20 protein-coding genes are annotated in these 25459 nt (G+C 49.3%); 8 read left to right on the forward strand and 12 right to left on the reverse strand.

Annotated elements, in window-relative coordinates; genetic code table 11:
• Nucleotides 1-147: 147 nt before the first annotated feature.
• The 3 genes from HLG76_RS00835 to HLG76_RS00845 all read left to right on the forward strand — a co-directional run bounded on the left by HLG76_RS00835 (nucleotide 148) and on the right by HLG76_RS00845 (nucleotide 3563).
• Nucleotides 148-741, forward strand: a complete 594-nt coding sequence (locus HLG76_RS00835; RefSeq protein ID WP_338012826.1) for an ElyC/SanA/YdcF family protein — start codon at nucleotides 148-150, stop codon at nucleotides 739-741.
• 250 nt (nucleotides 742-991) lie between these two features.
• Nucleotides 992-2362 (forward strand): DASS family sodium-coupled anion symporter, encoded by a 1371-nt coding sequence (locus HLG76_RS00840; protein WP_021023242.1) that lies wholly within the window; start codon nucleotides 992-994, stop codon nucleotides 2360-2362.
• Between the two features lie 121 nt (nucleotides 2363-2483).
• Nucleotides 2484-3563: a ketoacyl-ACP synthase III gene (locus HLG76_RS00845; protein ID WP_077669071.1), complete on the forward strand. Its 1080-nt coding sequence runs from the start codon at nucleotides 2484-2486 to the stop codon at nucleotides 3561-3563.
• 98 nt (nucleotides 3564-3661) lie between these two features.
• Here the strand turns inward: HLG76_RS00845 and nagK are convergent, their stop codons facing one another.
• The 3 genes from nagK to HLG76_RS00860 all read right to left on the reverse strand — a co-directional run bounded on the left by nagK (nucleotide 3662) and on the right by HLG76_RS00860 (nucleotide 5820).
• Nucleotides 3662-4564, reverse strand: coding sequence for an N-acetylglucosamine kinase (gene nagK / locus HLG76_RS00850; RefSeq protein ID WP_175992899.1), 903 nt, complete (start codon nucleotides 4562-4564; stop codon nucleotides 3662-3664).
• Between the two features lie 137 nt (nucleotides 4565-4701).
• Nucleotides 4702-5445, reverse strand: a complete 744-nt coding sequence (locus HLG76_RS00855) for a tRNA-uridine aminocarboxypropyltransferase (protein ID WP_254877575.1) — start codon at nucleotides 5443-5445, stop codon at nucleotides 4702-4704.
• Nucleotides 5446-5475: 30 nt separating this feature from the next.
• Nucleotides 5476-5820, reverse strand: a complete 345-nt coding sequence (locus tag HLG76_RS00860; RefSeq protein WP_021023245.1) for a DUF3802 family protein — start codon at nucleotides 5818-5820, stop codon at nucleotides 5476-5478.
• A gap of 436 nt (nucleotides 5821-6256) precedes the next feature.
• Here HLG76_RS00860 and HLG76_RS00865 point away from each other — a divergent pair, with 436 nt between their 5' ends.
• The 4 genes from HLG76_RS00865 (at nucleotide 6257) to HLG76_RS00880 (ending at nucleotide 12115) form a co-directional block, all read left to right on the forward strand.
• Entirely contained in the window at nucleotides 6257-7954 is a 1698-nt protein-coding gene (locus tag HLG76_RS00865) for a histidine kinase dimerization/phospho-acceptor domain-containing protein (RefSeq protein WP_175992900.1), read from the forward strand.
• A complete protein-coding gene (locus HLG76_RS00870) occupies nucleotides 7951-9441 on the forward strand; it encodes a response regulator (RefSeq protein ID WP_175992901.1) in 1491 nt (496 codons plus the stop codon). Before HLG76_RS00865 ends, HLG76_RS00870 begins: the two co-directional genes overlap by 4 nt.
• A 128-nt stretch (nucleotides 9442-9569) precedes the next feature.
• Nucleotides 9570-10256 carry a DUF3334 family protein gene (locus HLG76_RS00875; protein ID WP_077575979.1) on the forward strand — a complete coding sequence of 229 codons (687 nt, stop codon included), beginning with the start codon at nucleotides 9570-9572 and terminating at the stop codon, nucleotides 10254-10256.
• A gap of 410 nt (nucleotides 10257-10666) precedes the next feature.
• Nucleotides 10667-12115: a glyceraldehyde-3-phosphate dehydrogenase gene (locus tag HLG76_RS00880; RefSeq protein ID WP_175992902.1), complete on the forward strand. Its 1449-nt coding sequence runs from the start codon at nucleotides 10667-10669 to the stop codon at nucleotides 12113-12115.
• A gap of 71 nt (nucleotides 12116-12186) precedes the next feature.
• Here HLG76_RS00880 and fruA read toward each other — a convergent pair whose 3' ends face one another.
• Genes fruA through fruB form a run of 3 tightly spaced genes read right to left on the reverse strand, consistent with a single transcriptional unit; the run spans nucleotide 12187 to nucleotide 16094 of the window.
• Nucleotides 12187-13923 (reverse strand): PTS fructose transporter subunit IIBC, encoded by a 1737-nt coding sequence (gene fruA / locus HLG76_RS00885; protein ID WP_175992903.1) that lies wholly within the window; start codon nucleotides 13921-13923, stop codon nucleotides 12187-12189.
• 27 nt (nucleotides 13924-13950) lie between these two features.
• Entirely contained in the window at nucleotides 13951-14907 is a 957-nt protein-coding gene (gene pfkB, locus HLG76_RS00890) for a 1-phosphofructokinase (RefSeq protein WP_077679051.1), read from the reverse strand.
• Nucleotides 14904-16094: a fused PTS fructose transporter subunit IIA/HPr protein gene (fruB, locus tag HLG76_RS00895; RefSeq protein WP_021023251.1), complete on the reverse strand. Its 1191-nt coding sequence runs from the start codon at nucleotides 16092-16094 to the stop codon at nucleotides 14904-14906. The genes pfkB and fruB overlap by 4 nt, the downstream gene beginning before the upstream one ends.
• A gap of 483 nt (nucleotides 16095-16577) precedes the next feature.
• Between fruB and cra the strand changes: the two genes are divergently transcribed.
• Nucleotides 16578-17591 carry a catabolite repressor/activator gene (gene cra, locus HLG76_RS00900; RefSeq protein WP_077460580.1) on the forward strand — a complete coding sequence of 338 codons (1014 nt, stop codon included), beginning with the start codon at nucleotides 16578-16580 and terminating at the stop codon, nucleotides 17589-17591.
• On the opposite strand, the gene HLG76_RS00905 is transcribed toward cra, so the two are convergent.
• The 6 genes from HLG76_RS00905 to HLG76_RS00930 form a co-directional block, all read right to left on the reverse strand.
• Entirely contained in the window at nucleotides 17588-18706 is a 1119-nt protein-coding gene (locus HLG76_RS00905) for a lipocalin-like domain-containing protein (protein ID WP_175992904.1), read from the reverse strand. The genes cra and HLG76_RS00905 overlap by 4 nt on opposite strands.
• Nucleotides 18707-18716: 10 nt before the next feature.
• Nucleotides 18717-21191 (reverse strand): ABC transporter permease, encoded by a 2475-nt coding sequence (locus HLG76_RS00910; protein WP_175992905.1) that lies wholly within the window; start codon nucleotides 21189-21191, stop codon nucleotides 18717-18719.
• Nucleotides 21172-21843: an ABC transporter ATP-binding protein gene (locus HLG76_RS00915; RefSeq protein WP_021023255.1), complete on the reverse strand. Its 672-nt coding sequence runs from the start codon at nucleotides 21841-21843 to the stop codon at nucleotides 21172-21174. The genes HLG76_RS00910 and HLG76_RS00915 overlap by 20 nt, the downstream gene beginning before the upstream one ends.
• A 147-nt stretch (nucleotides 21844-21990) precedes the next feature.
• Nucleotides 21991-23367: an MATE family efflux transporter gene (locus tag HLG76_RS00920; RefSeq protein WP_021023256.1), complete on the reverse strand. Its 1377-nt coding sequence runs from the start codon at nucleotides 23365-23367 to the stop codon at nucleotides 21991-21993.
• Between the two features lie 88 nt (nucleotides 23368-23455).
• Entirely contained in the window at nucleotides 23456-24121 is a 666-nt protein-coding gene (locus HLG76_RS00925; RefSeq protein ID WP_077575971.1) for a DUF2913 family protein, read from the reverse strand.
• Nucleotides 24118-25326: a Bcr/CflA family multidrug efflux MFS transporter gene (locus HLG76_RS00930; RefSeq protein ID WP_077460584.1), complete on the reverse strand. Its 1209-nt coding sequence runs from the start codon at nucleotides 25324-25326 to the stop codon at nucleotides 24118-24120. The genes HLG76_RS00925 and HLG76_RS00930 overlap by 4 nt, the downstream gene beginning before the upstream one ends.
• Nucleotides 25327-25459: the final 133 nt, after the last annotated feature.

The raw sequence follows: 25459 nt of genomic DNA on the forward strand, positions 1-25459 counted from the left end.
TTTGCTACCATTCCATCTACTTGCCGCACCCGCTATTATCGAGTGCTGTCCGTCAAAAAAGGGATACAACGCACCATGGCTCTCCGGCGCCTCGTTCGTCAGGCGATAATCACATCGGCTATACTCACAGCCCTTACTGTTATTCTCATGGCGGCTAGCGATATCGCAATCACGCTTAACGCCAAAGGGCGTGTCTATAAAGATGTCGATGTCTTGCCCAAAAGACAAGTGGGGCTCGTACTCGGCACCAGTAAATATATCGGCAAAACCTCAAATCCTTATTACACCTATCGCATTGAAGCGGCTGAGGCGCTTTATCATGCAGGAAAGATTGACCACCTGCTTCTTAGCGGCGACAACGCTCATCGGTCGTATAACGAACCCTGGACGATGAAACGAGATTTACGCGAGAGGGGCATCGCGGAAGAGGCGATCCATCTTGACTATGCCGGCTTTCGGACACTCGATTCCGTTGTTCGCGCCAAGACGGTTTTTAGTCTTGCTCGTTTTACCGTCATCACGCAGCAATTTCATTGTGAACGTGCGCTGTTTCTTGCGGATGTAAACGATATTGATGCCATCTGTTACGCGGTACCAAGCCCCAGAGGCTGGGCCGGTACCAAGATCCGCGCCAGAGAAATACTGGCACGCACTAAAGCGGTACTAGACAGTTTTATTCTCAATGTGAAACCAAAATTTACCGGACCTAAAGCACCGATAGATGGCCTCTCAAACCGATAACTCCCTTCTGACGTTATGACCAAGCGTTCTGCCATCGATGCTGCCCGAATCACAATTTTTACATTGTTTTAATCATTTGTTTAAAAACCTGCCTGCAATCGATTAACACCCTGACCAATAAAGCGTATATTAGCCATCGCTTGGTAAACTGTTATGCCTTGTTTTTGCTTATAAATCCCCGTTATCAAGCGAATCACACAAATATTATAAATGAGTACAATACCTGATAACGTTTGTAAAAGGACGCCCTATGAACCTGCAATCCCTTTATTTACACTCCTGGAAGCTCGATCGAAAAGCCTGGATTTTATTGGCTGATATTGCGTTGTTTTTCGTTTTATATCACAGCTTACCTTTTGCCGCCGACGTAACAACTGGCCTCAGCTTACTGGTCTTTATCGCCGTGCTTTGGCTCACCGAAGCCATCCATGTCAGCATGACAGCGATATTGGTGCCGATCATGGCAGTGGGTCTCGGTGTGTTTGAAACACCGGCGGCGTTGTCAAACTTTGCTAATCCTATTATCTTTCTGTTTCTAGGTGGGTTTGCATTAGCGGCGGCATTGCAAGCTCAAGGGCTCGATCAAGCGATTGCCAATAAAGTATTAACCATCGCCCAAGGAAAAATGTCAGTGGCAGTCATGATGCTCTTTGGTGTCACCGCCGGTCTATCGATGTGGATCAGTAATACAGCCACGACAGCAATGATGCTTCCTTTGGTACTCGGTATCTTACATAAGGTGAATAATCAAAAAGATCATGGCACCTATGTTTTCGTTCTGTTAGGGATTGCTTACTGTGCCAGTATCGGTGGCATCGCGACCATTGTCGGTAGCCCACCAAATGCCATCGCCGCTGCAGAAGCTGGGTTGAGTTTCGCAGACTGGATGAAGCTCGGACTGCCTGTCACGCTTATCCTACTGCCAGTGGCTGTTGTTGTGTTGTATTTTTTAACCAAACCGAATCTTAACTACAGCTTTGATGCCGACAAACGCGGTTTTGAGTGGACCACGCCACGTTTAATAACCATTGCTATCTTTGCGCTTACGGTGTCGGCGTGGATCTTCAGTAAACCCTTAAATGCCATGCTCGGTGGTCTCAGTAAATTTGACTCGATCGTCGCGCTGTCTGCGATCGTATTACTGGGTGCTGCCCGAGTGGTAAAGTGGAAGGAAGTGGAAAAAACCGCAGATTGGGGCGTTCTATTATTGTTCGGTGGCGGTATTTGCTTAAGCAACGTACTCAAAGAAACAGGCACCAGTGTATTCTTGGCGAATCACCTCAGTAGCGCGCTGACCGGCTCCGGGTTGTTCTTTACCATGCTTGGTGTCGTCGCGTTTGTTATATTCCTCACAGAGTTTGCCAGTAACACCGCCAGCGCCGCACTGTTAGTTCCCGTCTTCGCGACCATTGCAGAAGCCTTAGGCGTGTCCCCCGTGGCACTATCGGCGTTAATTGCCATTGCAGCATCCTGTGCCTTTATGCTTCCCGTTGCCACCCCTCCTAACGCCATTGTGTTTGGATCTGGGCATATTGAACAACGTGATATGATGCGGGTTGGTATGTACTTAAACCTTGTTTGTATTGTGGTTCTTGCCATTTTTACCCGTTTATTCTGGTAATCTCGCTCACTACCTGGCATTTGCGCCAGGTAGTGTTTTTCGCGTCTTCTCGTCTATCAAAATTGTTTCAATTGAGTTTCAGGTTTACACTAGCGCAACGCTTAATAACCCGTAAACGACTATGGCATTTGCAGAAATTACTGGCTGGGGTAAATGTCTCCCGCCTGCTGTGTTGAGTAATGATGACCTCAGCACCATTTTAGAAACCAATGATGAATGGATCCGCTCGCGCACTGGCATCGAGGCGCGTCGAGTGAGTCATGTAGAAACCTCGGACTTAGCAACCGTTGCTGCCCATCGAGCCCTGGCGGCTGCAGGTATCGACGCGAGCCAGTTAGACTTATTGATTGTCGCGACATGCTCGCCAGATACCTTAATTCCTAACATCGCTTCAAAGGTTCAAGGAAATATTGGCGCCCTACGTGCAGCCGCTTTCGATATGAATGCCGCCTGTACTGGATTCCTTTATGGATTAGAAACGGCTACCAAAATGTTGCAAGCTGGCCATTACCAGCACGCACTGATTATTGGTGCAGAACACCTTACTTGGTACTTGGATTGGAGCAAACGCGATACCGCCGTGTTATTCGGTGACGGAGCGGGGGCAGTCGTGGTGAGCAAAAGCGATCAAGAAGTAGGCTTGTTGGATGCGCAACTCGGATGTGATTCAGCAGGAAGAGACGTATTAGCCATCCCGGCATTTGGCACCGCTATGGATCGTTTTGATCCCGACAATGGGCATTTTTCGTTTGACTTTATCGGTCGCGATATTTTTAAACGCGCGGTGAAAGGTATGGGCTCTGCGGCAAATCAAGTGCTTGCCCGCAATCAACTTAACGCCGACGATATCGATCTTGTTGTTCCTCATCAGGCGAATAAACGGATTATTGAAACCTTGTGTGAGCATGCCGGTATTGAACTGGATAAAGCATTTATCAATATCCAGCATTACGGTAATACGTCTGCCGCAACAATTCCTATCGCCTTGTGCGAAGCGGTAGAACAAGGCGTCGTCAAGCCGCACAGTCAATTGCTCACCGCGGCATTTGGCGCTGGGCTTACCTGGGGCGCAGGACTGATTCGCTGGGGTGAGCGAACCACACCTATCGCGCAATCAAATGCAGACCTACCACCCACCGATAAAACGGCACTCGAGCTATTAGACGACGCAATTAATCACTGTCAAAAGTCGAACAAGTAGCGACGCGCGAAGGCTAAGAGTCAAAAAGCCGACAATCAAGATGTCGGCTTTTTCTTAGCAGGGTTTCATTGAGGCATTAGGTTAGTTTCATTGAGCCATTAAGTCAGATGCAAGAATGCCGCGCCACGCACTCCACCCGCATCGCCATGCTGTGCTTTGACTATATCAGGCGCATTTGCCGCTGACAGTAAATGCTGAGGTAAGCGCTCGGAAATGGCGTCATAAAGCTCATCAAAATTAGATAAGCCGCCGCCAAGCACAACCATGTCAGGATCGAACGCAGTTAAAATACCGCCTAAAGACATTGCCAACACATCAAAAAAGCACGCTACAAATGCCACTGCATCGGATTCACCCGCTCGGTAGTTTTCGATAATCTCAATCGCTGATAGAGGCTGATAAAAGTGGCCATACAATTGTTCGAATCCGCGCCCTGATAGGTAATTATCTAAGCATCCTTTGTTGCCACATCCACAATCAAACATCGGTGGGTGATCACCAAGACGCAACCAAGCATCAATCGGCATCCGCATATGACCAACCTCGCCAGCCATCTGGTTTTTACCATTAATCACCTTACCGTTAATGACTAAACCACCACCAAAGCCAGTGCCAAGAATTAAACCCAAGACTGTTTTCGCCGACTGCGCTTGCTCATCCCAGGCTTCCGATAACGCGAAACAGTTAGCATCATTACTGATACGGACTTCTCTACCAAGGCGTGCTTCTAAATCTGCACGTAGCGATTGTCCATTGGCTGCAGGCACATTGACGGTTAAAACCGTTCCATCTTCTGCTTGTGAGCCAGGAATACCAATACCAATGGTTCCCTGCTCTCCCCATTTAACATCGTATTTTTCTACCAATTGGACGATGGTTTCAACCAACGCCGCATAATCCTGCGTGGGGGTTGGATGACGTTCGGTCGCAATACGATTGAGTTGTTTGTCAAACGCGCCGAACTCAATTTTTGTGCCGCCCACATCAAAGCCGTAATACATGGCTAAGTCACCTTCGTGTTTGTTTGTCGTTATATAACCAGATTATCCACCAAAAATAGCCTCAAGTCCGTGATTCTGGCCAAGTTTCGTAGTTTTTTAACCAAACGTTAGCCATCGGCATTTTTGTGTCTTTCACATTAAGCCTGACGATGAAGCAGCAGGGACAACGCGTCTCGCTCTGGCAACGCCTTTTGTCGTTTACCTGCCATATAGCGCTCGCTAAATACATCAAACCATTGATTCAAATATGCGGCTGCCATTTGCTCTTGATTTGCGATCAGTGCCTCTGCAGCCACTTCTGCTGTTGCAAGCTGATTCTCGCCGTGAGCATCACGCACTTGATAGCGTGATAATGCCTGAGGTTGAATACTTAAAACCGGAAAACGATCAAGCCAAGGGCTCTTTCTGAAAATCTTTTTCGCTTCTCGCCAGGTCCCATCGATAATAATCAACAGCGGACGTTTACCTGACACGCCCACAGTCGGGACACTCACGACACGCTCAGGCGTCGTGTATTGAGACGGGAAAACCACAAAAGGTTGATAATCGGGATGGGACAGAATCGCTAACATCTCAGGGTCCGGCTCTGTTCGTGACCAAATAAACGCATAGGTATCGGCGATACAGTCAGCAATCAGCCGGCCGGTATTGCTTGGCTTCAAGACCTCATCGTCATACATCAGCAGCATAAAAGCGGCGTGTGTCTTGTGAGCCGTTCGGTGGGCGCAGATACAATAATGACGAACTAGCATGCACTGCTGACAACGATCAACCCCGGCACCACGGGCTAGATAAGGGCGGGTAGCACGCGAGAGGCGTGCTTTATAAAGGCGCTGAATCGCGTGATTCTGCTCTATTTTTGACATCGCTATTTTTGACATCAAAGTATCTAGGTTATTAGTGGCTGAGTACTAACGAAATTCAACCATGGCGCCATCAAATAAATTTTTGACTAGCGCCACATACTCTTCTAAAAAGCCCACTTGCTCCGCCGTGACAGGTTGCTCCCATCGCCCGGCTAAGACTTCTTCCATATCTTCAACCACACGATCGGCTTCACGGAGTATGGTAAACCTTAACGCGGATGAGAGCCCAGGGTTCTGCTCACAAATGGTCATGATGTTAGAGGCGACGAGATCGTGCACGATATCTGCAATGGTTTCATCGCCAATGGCTTCACCGGGTTGCTCAAAGACGGTGAGATTGAACGCAAAGTGCTCGATCAGTGCCTGATACCCGTCTGAATCTACTACCATGGTTACTTGTCCTTAGACTGTTCATATATCGCTATTGTATCGCGAACATCCGCGATGTGCGCCCCCAGAGGACGAAATTAGAAAGCGAGTCACGCTTCACAGCACATCACGTGCTTTATACTGTTTCCATGCACTTTATACGATTCGATGCATCTTGTACTATTCGATGCACCTTACATACGATTCCACACGCCTTATAGTATAAGATAGCATGCGCAATAACACGTACTGGCTTATTGCTCGTGTACATACAGTGGCAAAACTGTGAACGGTAAGCCTTTCTTGCTTATCCATGCCACACTTTACTCATGCAAACTGCTGACCCACTCTTCTTTGCAGTATAGCTTTGGTTTGCAGTGATGAAAATAAACCACACACTGAGCTGTTTTCACGGATACGCCCGAATCAATCGCTCACAAGGATGTAGGAAAAAACCATGAAGGTAAACCGTCCGCGCCCATTTAGTAAGAGCATTGTCAGCAAAATCGGATTAATCATGACGTTTATCACGCTGATGGTGCTCGGATTATCGGTTTCAAGCTATATCATGCAAGAGCGTGTCAATCGTGATGTAGAGCGCGCTACCCATCACGAAATTCCCAGCGCCATTATTACGATGCAGATGCTACGTTCGGTGAGCGACATGAATGCTAGCATGCTTAAATATGTCATGGGACGGCACGAATCGCTATCAGTGTTTCTAGAGAATCAACAAGACTTTGAAAACGCGCTAAAAGAACTAAAAACCATCAAACCCGATGAAAAACAACAACTCGAAAAAGTCAGTCAACTCTACGAACGCTTTCAACGCATCGCACATCAAAAAGTATTAACCGAGTTTGATCCGGTGGCTGAGCAATGGGCACGCAAGCAATTGATGCGATTATCCATTGATGTCGCTCGCCCAATTGATAACCTCGTTGCCGAACTCAAAGCCACCCAGGAGTTAAAGCAACCTGACAACTTAGCGGTATTACAATACCTTGACGAGCTCGTCGATGAAAACGGCGATATGCTTACCGAGCTAAATCAGTATTTAGAAGGTCGCACGAGTAGCCGTCAATACTTTATGGAAGATATGGTTACCTTTGAGCAATATTTGTCATTAACACAGTTCGAGCTTAATGACCCTGCCTCACTAAAAAAAATTGCGCGATTAAACAATCATTTTACTAGCTTTAAGCGCAGCGGTATTGCCATTTTTAACAATTACCAACCGAACGCGAAAGTCGCTGCCATGAAGGCAGTGCGCACGCTCAGCGATCATGAGTATCATGCGCTAGAGAATGCACTTTCCCGTTTTGCACAAGGCACAGGTAATGAAGTTACCCGCTCAATGACCGACTTACAATCTATTCTTCATTCCAATCAATTGAATCTTGGCTATTTATTGTTATTTATTTTGTTTGTCAGTAGCGGCATGTATTTTTATATTTATCAGTCTTTTACTCAGCCAATCGCCGCGCTGGCAGATTCGATGCAGCGACTGGTCGCGGGTGACATGACACCACCGTCTAGTCATTTTCAAGATAGAACCGATGAAGTCGGAAAGATTGCGCAGAGCTTAGTGATATTCCGAGCCCACATTATCTCGCGCAACCAAGCACGTGAGCAGTTGATAGCAGAAAAGGAACGAGCTGAAAGTGCATCTCGGGTTAAAGCGCAGTTTCTTGCCACCATGAGCCATGAAATACGCACCCCCATGAACGGGGTCATCGGGATGTTGGATCTACTGCGTCGCTCTTCGCTAACCCAATCCCAACACGGGTTGCTGAGCACAGTAAGAGAATCAGCCCTTTCATTGCTTTCGATTATTAACGATATTCTTGATTTCTCCCGCACCGAATCAGGAAAACTGCAGCTGGAGCAGGTTACCTTTTCTCTCTCTGAAACGGTTGATCAAGTGATGGACACGGTGAGCCACAATGCCAAAAAACAAAATGTGACATTGTCACTATTTATTGATCCTGAACTGCCTGACTCACTGATTGGCGATCCTAACCGGCTTAAACAGGTCCTTTATAACCTTGTGGGCAATGCAATTAAGTTTTCTGGCAGTCACCGTGACAAGCTGGGAAAAGTCGATGTCAAAATCACACCGTTCGACACAGGCACACCGGAAAAACAGGATTGAACGTCACAATAGCGGATAATGGTATAGGCATCAGCCCCGACAAATTAGACACCATATTTCAACCCTTTAACCAAGCGGAATCATCCACAACGCGTGAGTATGGTGGGTCCGGACTCGGGTTGGCGATTTGTAAAAATATTATCGATTTACTCGATGGTGAGATAACGGTTGAGAGTGAACAGGATAAAGGAACCGAATTTCAAGTTCGCTTAAGTTACACCACTGACAGATTGGGTGCACCTCATCCTGCGCCACTTAGTCGTGACGATATCGACACACTGTTTATTTACCTTGATTTACCCGACGGCGAGCTAAAACACGCCATCAACCTCTATCTCAATCATTTAGGTATTGCACATGCGACAGCTAATCCAAACGAGACGCTTATCCTACAAAAGGAGGCGTCAAGCACGCCTGCGCTTGTCGCTGCCAGACATGTTCTCTTGATCACTCAAGATACAAGTGACGAGACGCGTTTTGATGCGCTTGGGGTGAAACACATCATTGCGCTACGAGAGAAGCTGTCACTGAATACCCATCCTAACAAATACCTGGTCGAGCTTTTTGCCTCACCGCTCACTTATCGCCGCTTAGTGCATGGGATCCGTGTGTGTTTAGGCTTAGACAGCCCAGAGGTTAGCATGTTGGGGGAATCTCTCGAGCTAAATATTATCCCCGATATGCAAGCAAGAGAGCGCCATGGCAAATCGATACGTGGACATATACTGGTTGCCGAAGACAACCCCACTAATCAACGCGTTTTGACACAACAACTCCATTATCTCGGTTATCACGTTGTGATGGTTGATGATGGTGAACAAGCATTGCAGGCTTACCAAAGCACGCGCTTTGATCTGGTCTTAACAGACTGCCATATGCCCAATAAAGATGGTTATGCACTCGCAGCCGCATTGAGAGAGCAGCAGTCATCCACGGGATACGTCCCTATTATCGCTATTACTGCCAATGCACTCAGTGGTGAAGACGCACGTTGTTTTGCAGCGGGTATGGATGATTATATCACCAAGCCCATTGACTTAGAGCAGCTCGAAAGCCGCTTAAGTCACTGGCTTCACCAAGGTTCCCATTCAACCACCGACAAGGCGCAAGAGGAAACGTCTACCCTCTCTGTGCAACACGAGAGCTCGCCAACCGTTTTAGATTTAAGTGTTATCGAACGACTCTACGCCGGCCAGAAACACGCTTATCTTGATATCATTGCGATATTTCGCCGGCGCAGTTTACCGAGCATCAACACGCTGAGCCAGTTAGCGCCGCCGTTTACAGATTGGCAAGATATCAAAGACACAGCACATAAACAGAAGTCCGCGACAGGCAGTATTGGCGCAACAGAATTGCATCAAGCGTGCCTTGACGCCGAACATGCTGCCAACACACAGGACACACAAGCACTTGTCAAAGCGTTAGCGCAGATGCAAACGGCGATCATACGTCTGACTCGTGCGCTCGACACGCTTGAGACTTAATGTGTCCAACATCAAAAATAGTGAATCGGTGTGATCCCTTATCCGAATATCTAGAAAATCGGTGTACAAACCTCGCGTTCCGGTGCCACACTCAAGGTAAGTATCAGCAACCAAAACGGTAGTGAATAATGAGAAAAACCAAAGTTGTCACCTCCGAGGACATCCTGCTCAAACTATGTCAATCTGCCACAGCAGTGTTAACCAAAGCCACGGACTCTCCCGTGCATCATGCCGCAATGGTGCAAAAAATAGTCAAAACCAGTCTTAAGCCGGATATCGGGTGCTTTGTATTATTTGATGGCGGCTTTTCGGGACTCGTCGTGATTAACTTCTCCTCACAAGCGGCGTTAGAGATTTATCGCAACTATATGCAGCATATGGGGATCCCCGAAGAAGAGCTTGCCACTCAACATACAGCGGATGAAGTCGGTGATGTACTTGGCGAACTGATGAACCAAATCATCGGTGACTTCACAGGCAAGATTAAGCGCTCAATTCAGACGTCTATCACGCAAAACCAGCCGAAGATGATGGCGGTGAACAAAAATATCTCCGTGTCTGTCGACAGCAATATTGATAAACCTCAAGCGCGCCGGGTCAGCTTTACCACCGAAAATAATCATATTTTTTATCTAGAACTCGCGATGGAACGCACTGAATTCATTCAGCTGCAAGATTTTGAAGAAGGCGAAGAAGTCGACCCGGATTCTATTTTAGAGGCAGAAACCGTGCGTCAGCTGGAAGGAAAATCTAACGATAAAAATGAAAAGAAAGACAATGGCAGTAACGACTTGTTAGATGAACTCGGGATCTAAGCACGAACGCCCATATAAATTAACATCGAACTTAAAAATCAGCGAGTTACGCCTCAATTCGTGAACAAGTAGCCATTATTGTTGCTTGTTCGCGACTTTTTTGTGTTTTACCCACTTAATTTTCGACAAAAAACAAAATAACATTTCATCTTTTCCCGCTCACAATAATATTGAATTTATCGCTTTTGTTTCATATAAGTTACAACATTGATCACAACCTTCCCGCTCTATTACTCGTTCTTATCGTTCTTAATCGTATATGAGTGGTTGAATTTTAGGACTTATTTTTAGTAGGTGAATAATTCTGGGTCATTTAGACTGCGCAACAAAATAATAAGGCTGGCAATGATCAGTCCATTACCCTACTGGGCACCCTGCCCACCCACAATCATTCGTGAAAAGGTCGATTCATGAGTCCAGAACACTACCTACTCGACTGGCAAACCAGTCAAACTCACTCTGAAACCATGTATCCGCTGTTGAGCCAGCTCTATCGCCAAAAAGGCGTAGAGATTCAACTCTTTGGCCGTCAGCTTATCAACGCTAGTACCATTGATATTATTAAAGCTCACCGCGTCGCACGTCGTTACACTGGCGACACATTAGCCCCGAGCCAAACCCTCCCTTTAATCGAAGCGATGGCCGAACTCGACCTGGCCCCGAGTAAAATTGATATTGGCCAGCTGGCGTGGACGTACTGGCAATCACATGACAGTGAGCATGGGATTACTGATTTTCTTCATAGCCAATTGAATCACTTAATCGGCACTGGCAACAGCGTCGAGCCCAAAGATGTGGTGCTTTATGGTTTTGGCCGTATTGGCCGGTTACTCGCACGTCTACTGGTTGAGAAAAGTGGGCCAGGCTATCCATTACGTTTACGTGCGATAGTGGTCCGTGGTGGCAAAGAAGGCGATTTGGAAAAACGCGCCAGCTTATTGCGTCGTGATTCGGTGCACGGTCCATTTAATGGCAGCATTACTGTGGATGAGACCCGTAATGCTCTGATCGCCAATGGTAATTTCATTCAAGTCATTTATGCCAATAACCCAACTGAGGTCGACTATACCCAGTATGGCATTCACCATGCCTTAGTGGTCGATAATACGGGGATGTGGCGTGATGAAGAAGGACTCGGTCAGCATCTTGATAGCAAAGGGACAGACAAAGTCTTGCTAACCGCCCCAGGTAAGGGCGCGCTTAAAAATGTGGTGTTCGGTGTCAATCATGATGTCATTGGTCACGATGACAAAATTATCTCCGCCGCCAGTTGCACCACCAATGCGATTACCCCAGTGCTCAAAGCCATGCAGGATAAATTTGGCATTGATAGTGGTCATATTGAAACCGTCCATTCGTTTACCAATGATCAAAACTTAATAGACAACTACCACAAAGGCGATCGACGTGGTCGTTCAGCATCACTCAACATGGTACTGACGTCGACGGGCGCAGCAAGCGCGGTAGCAAAAGCATTGCCGGCACTAAAAGGAAAACTCACTGGCAACTCAGTGCGTGTCCCAACCCCGAATGTCTCGATGGCGATTGCAAACCTCAACCTCAATCACGCCACCAGCAAAGATGAAATCAACGCGTACCTGCAAGACGTCGCGCTCTACTCGCCGCTTTCAGGCCAAATCGATTATACCCAATCCACCGAACTCGTCTCGAGTGATTTGATTGGGTCTCGCTTTGCCGGCGTGGTAGATAGCCAGGCGACGATTGCCGAGGGTAACCGCTGCGTACTGTACATTTGGTATGACAACGAGTTTGGATACAGCTGTCAGGTCATCCATTGTATGGAGCAAATGATGGGAGTTCGCTATCCTGTGGTCCCTCAGCCGGAATCGTTATCATAAACAACACAGCGTTATCATAAACAACAAAAGGCCCATCAAGGGCCTTTTTTACGTGCGCGTTTTAGGTCTGACTAAGACGACTGGGTTGCCGTTAATGGTGATGCTTGGCTCACCGGCTTAATCAACGCATAGACTAAACCTGTCACCAAGGTACCGGCCGTAATGGCGGCGAGATAAAGCAAGACAGGGCTAATCGCATTTGGGATGAGCAAGACAAACAAGCCACCGTGCGGCGCCATTAATTTCGCGCCAATCAACATTGAGATCGCCCCCGTTAATGCGCCACCGGCAATACACGATGGAATAACACGCATCGGGTCTTTCGCTGCAAACGGAATCGCGCCTTCTGAAATAAAGCACAGTCCTAAAACGAATGACGCTTTACCTGCTTCTTGTTCGGCATCGTTAAACTTGCGTTTGGCAAGGAAAGTCGATAAACCCATTCCTAATGCCGGCACCATGCCTGCAGCCATAATGGCAGCCATTGGCATGTAGGTACCACTTTCAATCAATCCAACGCCAAACGTATACGCGGCTTTATTCACCGGGCCACCGAGATCAAAGCACATCATGGCGCCGAGTAACACGCCTAAGATGACGGCATTGGTTGAATTCATGCTTTGCAAGAAGGTTGTTAGACTTTCCATCGCCACCGAAACGGGGCCACCTACCACATAGATCATCACCAAACCGGTAAATAAACTGGCCAATAACGGGATCACCAATATGGGTTTGAGCGCCTCCATTGAAGCCGGTAAGCTGACTTTGTCCGCAACGAACTTAGCGCTGTAACCGGCAATAAAACCAGCCAGAATACCCCCTAAGAAGCCCGCGCCTGTTGAGGCTGCAAGCATACCACCGATAAGCCCGGGTGCCAGGCCCGGACGATCCGCGATAGAAAAGGCAATAAAGCCCGCCAGTACCGGGACCATCAGCGCAAACGCGCTACCACCGCCAATTTCCATTAAGGCCGCTGCAAGCGTCCCTTCTTCTTTAAACGCCTCAATACCAAACACAAACGAGAGCGCAATGGCTAACCCCCCGGCCACAACCAAAGGCAACATGTGTGACACCCCGGTCATAAGGTGTTTATAAACGCCACTCCGTTCACCTTGGTTTGCAGTGCTATTCGCGGTATTAGTTTGTCCGGCTTGGTGAACATGGGCGTTCGCCAAAGCATCATCCAAACTTTGTGCCGCTTTTTTCAACGCGCTCCCAGTACTGGTTTTATATAAACGTTTACCGGCAAAGCGACTGAGATCGACCTCAATATCCGCCGCGATAAAGACAAGATCCGCTTGTTCAATGTCTTGATCAGTTAAGTTATTTTTCGCCCCCACCGAGCCACGTGTCTCGATCTTAACCTGATACCCTTTCGCCTTCGCGGCTTCTTCAATCGCTTCAGCGGCCATGAAGGTATGGGCAACGCCCGTCGGACAAGCCGTGATCCCGACAATACGAACCGGCTGTTTGTCACCACTTTCACTGGATACGGAAGCCTCATAAGGCTGGGCCTGATTCGATACCGCCGTCAACACGGCCTGTGCGTCCACCATGACTTCATCAAGGCTTGCCTGGTAAACAGGTTTACCATTAAAGCGCGCCGTCTCTTTCGGATCGCCAACGAGCAGCACGCGATCGGCGTGTTCTATCTCTGCGGCTGACAATACTTTTGTCGATTGGACACTCGACTGACACTCTATTTGTGCCGTCCATCCTTTTGCATCGACGGCTTGCTCGAGAAGCCCCGCCGCAATAACGGTATTGGCGACACCACTAGGGCATGCCGTAACAATGACCAGATTCATACCTTCTACCCCACTTATGGATTGGTTTTATTGCGCATGCACTGACAACTCAACAGGCGACACGCTGATTTGTTCGGATAATTGATTCACGTTTTCATGATTGCTCACCCCCACTCCCACTTGAGTGACGGCAAGCGCCGATATGGCAACGGCTTGGCGAAGTGCCGTTTCTTTACTCAGCCCAGCTTGACAGCCAGAGACCAGACCCGCGACCAAGGAGTCCCCCGCACCAACGGTACTCACCACCTGCTGGGCCGGCGCTACGGCTTTTAACCAGCCTTGATGATCGCGCCACAATACCCCATCGACCCCACGCGAAATGACCACGTTAGCGATCCCTTGGTTAAAGAGCTGTTCACCACGCGCTAATAAAACAGATTGCTCATTACTGATAGATTCATTAAGACACTGTGCTAACTCCGCTTCATTGGGCTTAACCAACCAAGGCGTTGCATCAATGGCAGCACGAAGCGCGTGTTGACTGGTGTCGACGACCACTTTTTTGCCCGCTTCTCGCAAGGTGCTAATCCACATCACCAGCTGTTCAGTGGTGACACCTGGCGGTAAACTGCCCGCCAATACGATCCATTCATGGCTTGGTGCCAGTGCGTGCAAGGTCTCGGTCAACGCATCAATATGGGTCGGGTCTACCGCCATGCCGGGAAAATTTAAATCCGTTACCCGGCCTGTATTTTCTACCAGCTTGACATTGGTACGGCTTACCCCTGGCACGCGCAAAAAGTGATCGGCAACGCCCTGTTCAGCAAAAAGCTGGGAAAATGGGTCTTGATTGTCTGCACCGAGAAAGCCAGAGACCGACACAGTGGCCCCTAAATCGCTTAACACACGTGCAACATTGACGCCTTTTCCTGCAGGATGCAGGGTATAGTTTTGCACCAAGTTGACATCACCCGGTTGCAATACCCCGACACTTCCTGTCATATCGAGAGCTGGATTAAAGGTGACGGTTAAGATGGCACTCATGCGTGTTCTCCTAATCCGTCTTTAATGGCATTCCCGAGTGCAGAAATCGCCTGCGCTGCATCCGAACCTTGCGCGGTAAAGTGCAACTGATGGCCATGTTTTACCCCTAAGGCAATCACTTTCATCAAGCTCTTCGCATTGACCGAGTCTGATTGGGTCGACGCATTGGCAACTTGAATATCCGCATCAAATTTTTTCGCAGTGTTGACCAACATTGCCCCTGGACGTGCATGCAAACCATGCGTATTGGTGATGGTAAATGTACCGTTTTCACCTTCTTGAATCGCTTTATCGGTCGCTTTTTGACGTTCATCGGTCGACGCCGCCGCTGGCGATGCCCCTGTTGACGTCTGGGGACTGCATGCGTTAACCAGCGCCTGTGGCGAGAGATCAATACAGGTCGCCAATTGATCGTCGGCTTTCCACTGCGTTAAGGTTTTCAAGACAGGAAGATGGGCCGCATTATTCGCTGCTATGCACCAAAGTGCATTGACAGACTGCGCGTGATGCGTCAATGACGTTGCTGGCATCACAACGGATACGCCTGTTTGTTCAACGCCTTGATTAACCCCAAGCAGCCAATGCCCTTGACCCAAATGAATAGGATTGCCTGCCACTAACTGGCTCACGCCCTCGTGATTGATACAATGATGGTTTTTGAGCAGGCCGGCTCCCACCGCTTGGAGGGTAGTCATGTCTGAAGCTGGAAAGCCGCTCAGTATCATCTCTGGTTTAAAGGTTAGGCTTTGTGCGCCGGTTGTTTCACCATTGAGGATCGCAACGACCTCTTCAGCACGCTCAACCTTTTGCAATGCTTCCTCAACGCCCTCTTGAGATAGCACACGGGTTAACTGGCGTAGAATACTAAGGTGCTCATCAGACTTAGCGGCAATACCAATGGCCACATAAGCAAGATTTCCGTCTCCCCAATCCACACCATCAGGGAAATGAAAAACCTGCACCCCCGTTTGTTTAACCTGATCACGGGTATCGGTTGTGCCGTGTGGAATGGCAATCCCACTGCCCAAATAGGTACTGGTTTGTGCTTCTCGCGCTAACATGCCGTCTTGATAGCCGGCCTCTACCAGTCCTTTTTGCGTCAGCAAACCGGCAATGGCTTTAATCGCGTCTTGCTTGGAGGCAGCATGTTGCTGCATATGAATATCTTGTGCGTTAAGTGCCAGCATGAGGGCTTTCCTCTTATATCAATGCCAAGTGCAAAGGGGCAATGCCAAGTGCAAAGGGTCAGTGCCAAGTGCACGGGTTAATCGTTTTTGTCACGCCAGACCACGCTGTCATGACGGTATATCGGGATCAGGGATTGGTCTTCATTCACGTTACTTCAGACCCTAATAATGTTTTTTTGTGTACAGTCTTTCGCTATACCATTTGGCTGAATCGTTTCAGCTTTTGGCGGCAATTACCCGCGTTATCGATGAAATGAATCTCATCGTTACTGTCGATTCATTCTAGCCACGATTATCGAAACACGACGCAATAAATAACATTCGTGTGATGGTGACGCGATTTACATCCAAAGCTGAAACCTTTCAGCTTTAAGGCTGAATCGTTTTAGCTTATAATGCAAGCCTATTATTGATCGGGTATGTGCAAACTTTGATCGCATTCACAAAGCCATCAATAACGATCGGCGCACTAAGGATTCGTTTATGAAGCTAGATGAAATAGCCCGCCTTGCTGGGGTGTCACGCACAACAGCCAGTTATGTGATTAATGGTAAAGCCGACCGTTACCGGATCAGCGAGCAAACACGTCAACGCGTGATGGCGGTGGTCGAGCAACATAATTATCAACCTAACCGCGCAGCGACGGCATTACGAGCAGGCACGACCCATACACTGGGCTTAGTGGTTCCAGATCTTGCTAATACCAGCTATGCAACGTTAGCCAAACTCTTTGAACGCAAGGCGCATGATCAGGGTTATCAGGTGATTATTACGGGATCAGACGACGATCCTGAGCGAGAAAAAACGGTTGCACAGACGCTAGTATCCAGAAAGATTGATGCCTTAATTGTGGCCTCTTGTTTACCGGCCGATAATGCCTTTTATCCGAAACTACAGCAGCAAGGCACCCCGATTATCGCGATTGACCGTGGCTTAGATGCCACACAATTTGCCAACGTTTTAACGGACGATGCGAAAGGGGCTTATCAGCTGACGGATCGCTTGATCAGCCCAACCGATGTCTATCAAGCTGGGTTAATCGGTGCAGTACCGGCTCTGGCGATATCTCAAGATCGTGAGCAAGGTTTTTTTCAGGCATTACACGCACAGCACGTCGAGGGACAAGTACGCTATGGCAATGCCTTTAGCCGTTCAGAAGGACAGCGATTAATGACCGAATGGATAGACGCTGGGGATTTACCCGATGCGCTTTTAACGACATCGTTTACCCTTTGCGAGGGTGTGCTGGATGCGATTCGTCAGACCGGTATCGCCCCCACAGCCCTGTATTTCGCCACTTTTGGTGATAGCCGTATTTTAGACTTTCTGCCTTTTGGTGTGCAGTCTTTGCCGCAGCAATTTGAAGCGATCAGTGATGCTGCCTTAAGCCTTGCGGTGTCTGCCGCTCAAGGCGATAACCAGCCTGGCGTGATTACCGTCGAGCGTCAGCCAATATGGCGCCCACATCAAACCCAGGCCTGGGTTGGCCTCAATTAATAGCCCGTCGCTTCCATAAACCCGCGGCCTGTTGCGCTTCCTTGCACGCGCACTGGCCCTTCCCAATACGGCACACTCAGCGCCATCCAACTTTGCGCATTGAGTGGCTGCGTAGTGATGTTAATCCCTTCGTCTGGTACTTGTATCTGCCAGGCTATCGGCAAACTGATCCCCTCGCGCATTTTGGCATGGCTAATAGGTAACATCCGAATATCCGATTGCGCTAAGGCCACAATGCGCCCATTTGGATACGTTAATGAGCCAAACATAAAGGGCTGACTGCCTCGGATTTGGGTGACCATTAACGCGCGACCATCGTCTAAATTAAGCCCGAACCAATCCCATCCGCTTTGATCCGATGCCATCGCACCGCTAGACCATTCTTTATCGAACCACCCTTTTCCCGAAACGGGTATTGTCTCACCGTCGATGATAAGCTGACCTTCAATGATCAATTGTGGCAGAGAAAAGTAATAAGACGCTGACGGCTCATTGGCATGGCGAATACTGTATCCTTGCTCGCCCTGTTTCACGCGCAAGCCACCGTCAGCCACCTGGAGTGCGAACCCCAATGTTGCATCCTTATCGGACCATGATGCACGAACTTGCGCCGGTAAAGGTTGCTCGCCCCCCTGCCATTGCCAATCATCCAGCCAAGCCTGAAATGGTGACAGTGTCACGCCAGTCTGACCAATACCACCACGGGCAAAACGTTCGGCTTCCCACTGTTGATCGGCACGCGTAATAGCAACATGCGCCATATAAAGCTGCTGGTTTGCCCATCCTGTTTGGTGGCGAGGACTCAGCGCACGGCGAAATAGGGTCCATTGCACACCGTATTCTTGTCCCGCATTATCCGTCAGTGTGGCTGTCAAATACCACCATTCCGTGGCAAATGCAGGATGAGAGGCCATATCCTGCGGATAAAGAGGTGTATAATCAGGCGTAACAGCGGCAAAGCCATCTTGTTGGCCAAACACATCAAAGCCATCCGCTAAGTCGGTCGACGATGAAGACTGTTTTCCCAACCCAATCAAGACCCCCAACACCATCACTCCGATTAAGCCAAACACTACACGGCCAATAGGGCTTAACTTTCGCTGACTTGATCTCACGGCGACTCTCCTATTGCGCATCACGTAACGACGCGGCGGCTGTCCGCTTAAGCATACGGTAAACCGGCCACGCCCCGGCCACCATCAAGGCGAGCATTGAAAGGCTAATGGTCGTTGCATACGTCATTGGGAAAAAATTCATAGTCATTGTCCAACCAAAGGACGCTTTGAGAACAACATGAATTAACATGCTCGCTAACACCAAGCCAAGCGGGATCGCGATAAGGGCACTGACTAACCCAAGGATCACCAATTGCCCGCCCCCAAGAGCAATGAGCTCTCGCCCTGATAGGCCCAAATAACGCAACAAGCTGTACTGGCGTTGCCGCGATAGCTCCGTGGCTAACGTTGCGAAAAACAAGCCGCTAATCGCCACGATCAACATCAACACACACAAGCTTTCGGTGACAGTAAACGTTCGATCAAAAATGCGCATGGCATAACGCATAATGTCGGCTTGATTTTGCACCTGACCATTGCTCAGGCTAAACCGTGTATTCATTTGATCAACAAAATGATCACTTGGGGCTTCTTTATCGAGTACTACCGCCAACGATGGACGTCCTTGAGCTAGCCATTTGCCCGCCTCACCATGCGTTGAAACCACCAACTGTCCGTAAGGATTACCGTAATCGTAATAGATCCCTGCCACGTGCCAGCGTTCGCCCATCGGTGCGGGCAGATTAACCATCTCACCAACACTTACGTCAAATTTAGCGGCGAGTGATTCACTTAACAGTACCGCACGTTGCTGGTGTAATTGTGACCAATATTGGGGTTGGGCCGATTTGACGGCTAACGATTGCTTTTCTAGCGCTCGATCACCAACCGATAACACCTCAAGGCGTCCTTGGGGCGCGACCAACTCACGTCGATAAGTGGCCCAAAATTGCGACACGTCTTCTTGTTGTTCAAGCCAGGATTCGATTCTGGGTAGCAAAGCATTGCCGGGTCGAACATACACATCCGCGGCTAACCGTTGCTGCAGCCAAGTTTCGGTGCTGGTGCGAAAGCTCCCCACCATGGTTTCCATACCTATATGCGCAGAAACAGCAAGCATAAAGGCCATCGCGGCAACACCTCGGTAGCTTAAACTGGCCGCCGCATCGGTAAAGAACCAACGCCAACGTGCGCCCGCATAGCCGCGCGCCAAGGTATGAAACAACCAGCCACAGGCATAGGGCAACGCTAGGGCGGCACTTAACATGGTTAATGCGATCAGCGTAAAGCCTTGCCATTGGCTACTTTCCCAGTAAGACACGCCCCAAGCTGTTACGCCCAATAGTATCGCGATGATCGCTTGCACCGCATACTCTTGGTGTGTCCCTCGAATTAGTGTCATTCTTTGGGATAAGCGCCCCGGCGATGTGTTAAGTAAGCGCACCAGCGGCCAGGCTGATGCCATCATCGCCCCTAAGATCGCGAGCAACAGACTCGCCAATCCCCATTGCCATTGCCAATGCATCACCAAGTCAATATCAGCGCCATACAAGTCAGACAAGGTGGTAGCGACGGCAGGGAGTAATTGATTGGCTAGCATCAAGCCCAACACATTGCCACTCATCACGCCAAGCACAACCCATACGAGAATCTCAGCAAGCATAACCCCAGAGAGTTGACGTCCATCAACACCGAGTTGGCGTAGCGCCCCCACCAGCGGTTGCCGTTGTGTCATTGAAAGCGAAATCGCTTGATAGAAAATAAACAGGCCCACCACAAAAGCCAGTAATCCCATGGCAAGTAAATTAAGATGGAAAGCACGGGTGAGCGGCCCTAACTGTGTGGCCTGTGTTTTGGTCAATGTCAGTGCAGGTGGTAACACATTGCGAATCTGCTGGCGCTCCGCTTGCGTTAAAGACCCACACAGGATGTCGGCGATACCGGCGTGTGAGGACAAGGTACGTAGCAACGCCATATCGGCAACTAAATACGTCCCCATACTCAGGGCATCGTTGTCGAGTACTCGCAAGGGGCCAATAGCTGGATAATCAAGCAGATCAATCATTTGCCCATCTTTCCAGCCTTTATGGTTCGCCATCGCCTCACCAACATAAACCGGATAAGGCGGCGTGATTGCATTGACCGGTGATATCCCCTTGTTTGCACGCCCGTTATCACCGCCACGTTCAGCTAACAGCGGCAACATGGCAATGGTATCAACGCCCATAAGATTGAGATCATCAAGTGACGGTGTCACGACTTGCAAGCGATCAACAGGAACACACTGCGTTAAGCCTGCCCGGCGTAAATCAATATAAAACGCCTGCGGCACACGTTGGGTCCGCTGGGTGTGATGAATGCTAAACGGATAAGGATTACTAAACAGCTTGGCACCTTCCCGATAGCTTTGCTGGGCGTGTTGGTTAATCGATAACACGCCAACAAGCAGAGCGACCCCAAGGGTTAGCCCTAGCCATACCAGCAAAATCTGAAAAGGATGGCGGCGATAGTGCCCCCATAGTGCATTAGCGACGGGCCCGAACACTGAGCACGCCTCCTTGCAGCCCAATGCTGCCCTGTAAGTAGCTGGCAACCGTATCACTGTGCGTGACCAATAAAAGGCTCGAGCCTTGCTGACGTGTCAACGTGGTTAGCAAACGCATGACCGCATCCGCGTTGCGCTCGTCCAAGCTACCGGTAGGTTCGTCGGCCAACAATAATTTGGGGGCCATGTATAAAGCACGGGCGATCGCGGCACGCTGTTGCTGCCCGCCTGACACTTCTTCCGGGTATCGATTTAATAGCGGCATTAAATCAAGCTGAGAGACAATTTGCCGCCATAAATTCGCATCGTCTTTGAGCCCTTTTAACTGGCGACAAAAGCGGATGTTGTCGGCAATCGATAGCGTAGGAAGCAAGTTGAACTGCTGAAAGATAAGACCAATGTTCTGACGACGGAACTGAGTACGCGCTCGTTCGGTTAACGCGTGTAAAGGGGTATCATCCAGCCAGATCTCACCGCTGTCGGGTTTATCCAACCCAGCAATTAAGTTCAGTAAGGTACTCTTGCCTGAGCCGCTCTCTCCCATCAGCGCAAGCTGGCTGGTGGAAGACAGCGACATCGCCGCGCCTTGAAGCACAGGATGAAAATCGCCCCCGTCCTGATATCCCTTGCACAGCGCTTTAATTGCTAACATGCCAATGCACACCCTCATAGTGTTTTAAAACAGCAATAAACGAGAACTAGGTCACACTGTTTGACTAATTTGGCAATGTACCCCAATTAAGAGGCTGAGAAAAGGGCAAAACTAGGTAGACAGCTTCCCATTGCGTCTTCTTTTCAATCAACGGGCATCATCGACAAGATAGTTTAGCCATACGCCCGATTTAACCCGAATGACAGAGCCGACCCATTTGACGACTTCTTCTGTCGCCAATAACGCATAGACCCAATAAACCGGCCATTCAAACACCACGGCAGCAGCGAGCACCACGGGAATACCGATCAACCACTGCGCAACAAAGTCTTGCCCCAGACAGTAGCGCACATCACCACCGGCACGCAGCACACCGACGATCATCGCCATTGGGATGGTTTTAACCACAATCAGCGCACACATTGCCCAATAGAAATATTCAGTAATTTGTGCCGTTTCACCAGTCAATGCGGGGAAAAACCCCAAGACCCAAGGTTTAATCAGCAGCATCACTGCGGCAATAAAGACGCCTGCAATCAAATTAAACACCGCCACTTGCCATGCTTGATGATAGGCGGTGTCGGTTTGTTTAGCACCCAGGTTGTTCCCCACTAACACAGCGGCAGCATTGGCTGTGCCAATCAGAAAAGAGAGCGATAACGACTCAACCGGAGTGATCACCGCTATCGCGGCTAGCCCTGCTTCGTTCACATGACCAATAATGGCGTGGTAAATGAACAAGCCGGACGACCACATTAAAAAGTTAAACGCAGTCGGCAAAGAAAGCGCCAAAAAGCGTTTTACTGCCACCAGTGAGAGCGACGTGCGCCATTCAGCAAGGGAAAAGGCAACAAGGTGTTGGCGACGGTACAAATAGGTATACAAGGCGACAACTTCCACAATACCACTGAGAACCGTTGCCACTGCGGCCCCTTTTGATCCGAGCTCTGGCGCGCCGAAGTGACCAAAGATAAACACCCAGTTGAGTAGGATATTCACACTGATCCCCACGCCACTAAAAAAAGTGCTGATCCCCGGTTTATGCATGGCACGCAGCCCCGCCGCCAGCCCTGACACACTGGCCAAGCAAAACAGCGATAACCCCGCGATCTGCAAGTAGTCTTGCCCCAAGGCAATCACCGTTGGGTTATCACTGGCAAAGCCAATAATGACGTCCGCATAGACCCAAAAAACAAAGGCACTTAACGCCGCAGTGGCATTAGTTAGGGTCACGGTCAGCGCAATTTTTTCTCGAAACCCTTGCCTGTCGCCCGCGCCCCAGTATTGCGCGACCAACATAGAGCCACCGGTCATCGCCCCAAAAATTAACAGGGTGGAAACAAACATTGCTTTCCCTGCAATCCCAATCGCAGCGACATCAGCCTCACTTAACTGACCGACCATCAGGATGTCGACCAAACTGCGGCTGGAAAACATCATGGTTTGGAGGGCAATGGGAATGGCAATTAACAGTAAGCGTTTTAAAAACACCACATCAAAAAAAGGACGAGAAACAGCGCTCACAACAGACTCCAACCGATAAGGCAACGCGCCTAGTTTACGTGGCTTTCAAACAAGAAAAAACCGCCCTCAGACGGTTTCTCAATGCTCATCAGCGGTATTCTTTCACCATAGATTGCCGCGGCATCACCATTAAGCAATCCGCATGATTGTCGGGCCAAAGTCGATATTCAGCATGATATTTAACGATCGACTTATAGGCCGTGACTTTCGTGGGTGCCAGTTTGGCTTGATGCGCCCAATTCATTACATCAATTTCTGGTCCACGCACATAAATGCTAAGAGGATGAGCTAAGTGCCCTTCTGCATTGAATGCCGCCTGAGTTGCCTCAGGACATACCACCAGTGAATGCTGTCCTTCAGAGACAATCTTGACCTTTCGATCAATCGGCGTCTGGGTGTGCAGCATCCAACCCGCCTCGCGGGCACTATCAATCATCTGTTGTAATTGGGCATGCTGGACCGGGCTTGCCGGCTCATCGACCGGAAACCACTGCGTATAGAGTTGCTGAATGTGTCGAAATTCGGCCTCTAATCCGGCTTGAGTGCCGGCACTACGGGCACGCTGCGTCCAACGTTGCAAATCCGCTTTTACGCTGTGGTGAAAACGCTGTTTCTTAACCGCTTGCGCCACCCAACGACCTAAAAACACCTCGCGAGCGGCTGGCGCATCAGCCACTTTTTTAGCATCGATGGCGGCAGCTAACTCATCGAAGGCCGCAGCCATAACGGTTTGAATGGTGATGACATAACTCATGGTTCTTTACGTGCTAGCGTCCAGTAGAAAACGGCAGAGAGTATCGCACAAATCGCGATGGCGCCAATCATCCCCCAAGGTGTTCCATCAGAGACCACGGCAACGCCTGCACCGACTAGAGATCCAATACCAAAACGCATGGTACCCGCCAGAGATGATGCAGTACCTGCCATTTGTGGATAGCACGCCAGCAAGCACGCCATACTATTACTGCCGATGGTTGAAATCACACCGACATACGTCATCACCGGGATCACCGTGCCCCAAAGCCCCATGTCTAACCATTGAAAAACAGCAATGGCAATGCCCGCCACCAGCTGGATACCCAACCCGAGCCGCAGCATCCAATGTGATCCCATTTTGCGGACCAAGCGCCCATTGATAAACGTCATCACAATCAAGCAAACGATATTAAGCGCAAAAAGATAGCCAAACATCTGGGCGCTGACGCCATAGTAGTCGATATAGACGAACGAGCCCGCGGTTAAAAACGAGAACATCCCAGCAAACGAGAACCCAGAACAAAAGATCATCCCTACCGCAAAGGGAGTTTTTAGCATGCGGGCATAGTTACGCAACGAGGCACCAATCCGCATGGGCGGACGGTTTTCTCGCGGTAACGTTTCGGGGATCCGAAAAATAATGCACAAGGTCACAAAGCAGGCCCATCCTGCCAGGACCCAAAAAATCGCACGCCAGTCAAACCAAGTCAGCAGATAACCGCCAATCATTGGCGCTGCCAAAGGTGCAATCGTCATCACCAACGTAATAAACGACATGGTACGCGCAAACTCTTCGCGCTCGAACATATCGCGCACCAAGGCTTGAATGATCACCGCCGCCGCTGCACCGGCAAAGCCTTGTGTGGTACGCGCAATCATTAATACATCAATATCTTGGGCCATCGCACTGACCACAGCGCAGATAAAAAAGAGCGCAACGCCACCAAGCATCACAGGTTTACGACCATAACTGTCCGAAATTGGGCCGTGGAAAAGCTGTCCAATCGCAAAGCCAGCGGTATAGGCCACCAGCGTCGACTTTACCGCGCTACTGGGCGCGTTTAAATCCGCGGCAATGGCCGGCATGGCGGGCAAATACATATCGATCGCCAATGGGGTCAATGCAGCAATGGCCCCAAGCACCAGGATTAACAGCCAACTTAACTGCGCTGGGGACGACGTAACAGCCGATGATTGCGACATAACACTCCTTAACGTGAAAGACAGGAAAAAGGGAAATAACGTGAGCTTGTTCAAAGTGTAACAATTTATTATTGCGTAGTGGGAAAGAATGTCTTTCTTTTCATCACCAATCTTTAACACCAGTCTTTAAAAT

This window comes from Salinivibrio sp. EAGSL (assembly GCF_013366455.1).
GTDB classification, from domain to species: domain Bacteria; phylum Pseudomonadota; class Gammaproteobacteria; order Enterobacterales; family Vibrionaceae; genus Salinivibrio; species Salinivibrio costicola.

What these genes read in the sequence shown, in the direction of transcription:
- HLG76_RS00835 (WP_338012826.1), top strand. Translation starts at nt 148, where the DNA reads ATGGCGGCTAGCGATATCGCAATCACGCTTAACGCCAAAGGGCGTGTC.
- HLG76_RS00840 (WP_021023242.1), top strand. Translation starts at nt 992, where the DNA reads ATGAACCTGCAATCCCTTTATTTACACTCCTGGAAGCTCGATCGAAAA.
- HLG76_RS00845 (WP_077669071.1), top strand. Translation starts at nt 2,484, where the DNA reads ATGGCATTTGCAGAAATTACTGGCTGGGGTAAATGTCTCCCGCCTGCT.
- nagK (WP_175992899.1), bottom strand. Translation starts at nt 4,564, where the DNA reads ATGTATTACGGCTTTGATGTGGGCGGCACAAAAATTGAGTTCGGCGCG.
- HLG76_RS00855 (WP_254877575.1), bottom strand. Translation starts at nt 5,445, where the DNA reads ATGTCAAAAATAGCGATGTCAAAAATAGAGCAGAATCACGCGATTCAG.
- HLG76_RS00860 (WP_021023245.1), bottom strand. Translation starts at nt 5,820, where the DNA reads ATGGTAGTAGATTCAGACGGGTATCAGGCACTGATCGAGCACTTTGCG.
- HLG76_RS00865 (WP_175992900.1), top strand. Translation starts at nt 6,257, where the DNA reads ATGAAGGTAAACCGTCCGCGCCCATTTAGTAAGAGCATTGTCAGCAAA.
- HLG76_RS00875 (WP_077575979.1), top strand. Translation starts at nt 9,570, where the DNA reads ATGAGAAAAACCAAAGTTGTCACCTCCGAGGACATCCTGCTCAAACTA.
- HLG76_RS00880 (WP_175992902.1), top strand. Translation starts at nt 10,667, where the DNA reads ATGAGTCCAGAACACTACCTACTCGACTGGCAAACCAGTCAAACTCAC.
- fruA (WP_175992903.1), bottom strand. Translation starts at nt 13,923, where the DNA reads ATGAATCTGGTCATTGTTACGGCATGCCCTAGTGGTGTCGCCAATACC.
- pfkB (WP_077679051.1), bottom strand. Translation starts at nt 14,907, where the DNA reads ATGAGTGCCATCTTAACCGTCACCTTTAATCCAGCTCTCGATATGACA.
- fruB (WP_021023251.1), bottom strand. Translation starts at nt 16,094, where the DNA reads ATGCTGGCACTTAACGCACAAGATATTCATATGCAGCAACATGCTGCC.
- cra (WP_077460580.1), top strand. Translation starts at nt 16,578, where the DNA reads ATGAAGCTAGATGAAATAGCCCGCCTTGCTGGGGTGTCACGCACAACA.
- HLG76_RS00915 (WP_021023255.1), bottom strand. Translation starts at nt 21,843, where the DNA reads ATGTTAGCAATTAAAGCGCTGTGCAAGGGATATCAGGACGGGGGCGAT.
- HLG76_RS00925 (WP_077575971.1), bottom strand. Translation starts at nt 24,121, where the DNA reads ATGAGTTATGTCATCACCATTCAAACCGTTATGGCTGCGGCCTTCGAT.
- HLG76_RS00930 (WP_077460584.1), bottom strand. Translation starts at nt 25,326, where the DNA reads ATGTCGCAATCATCGGCTGTTACGTCGTCCCCAGCGCAGTTAAGTTGG.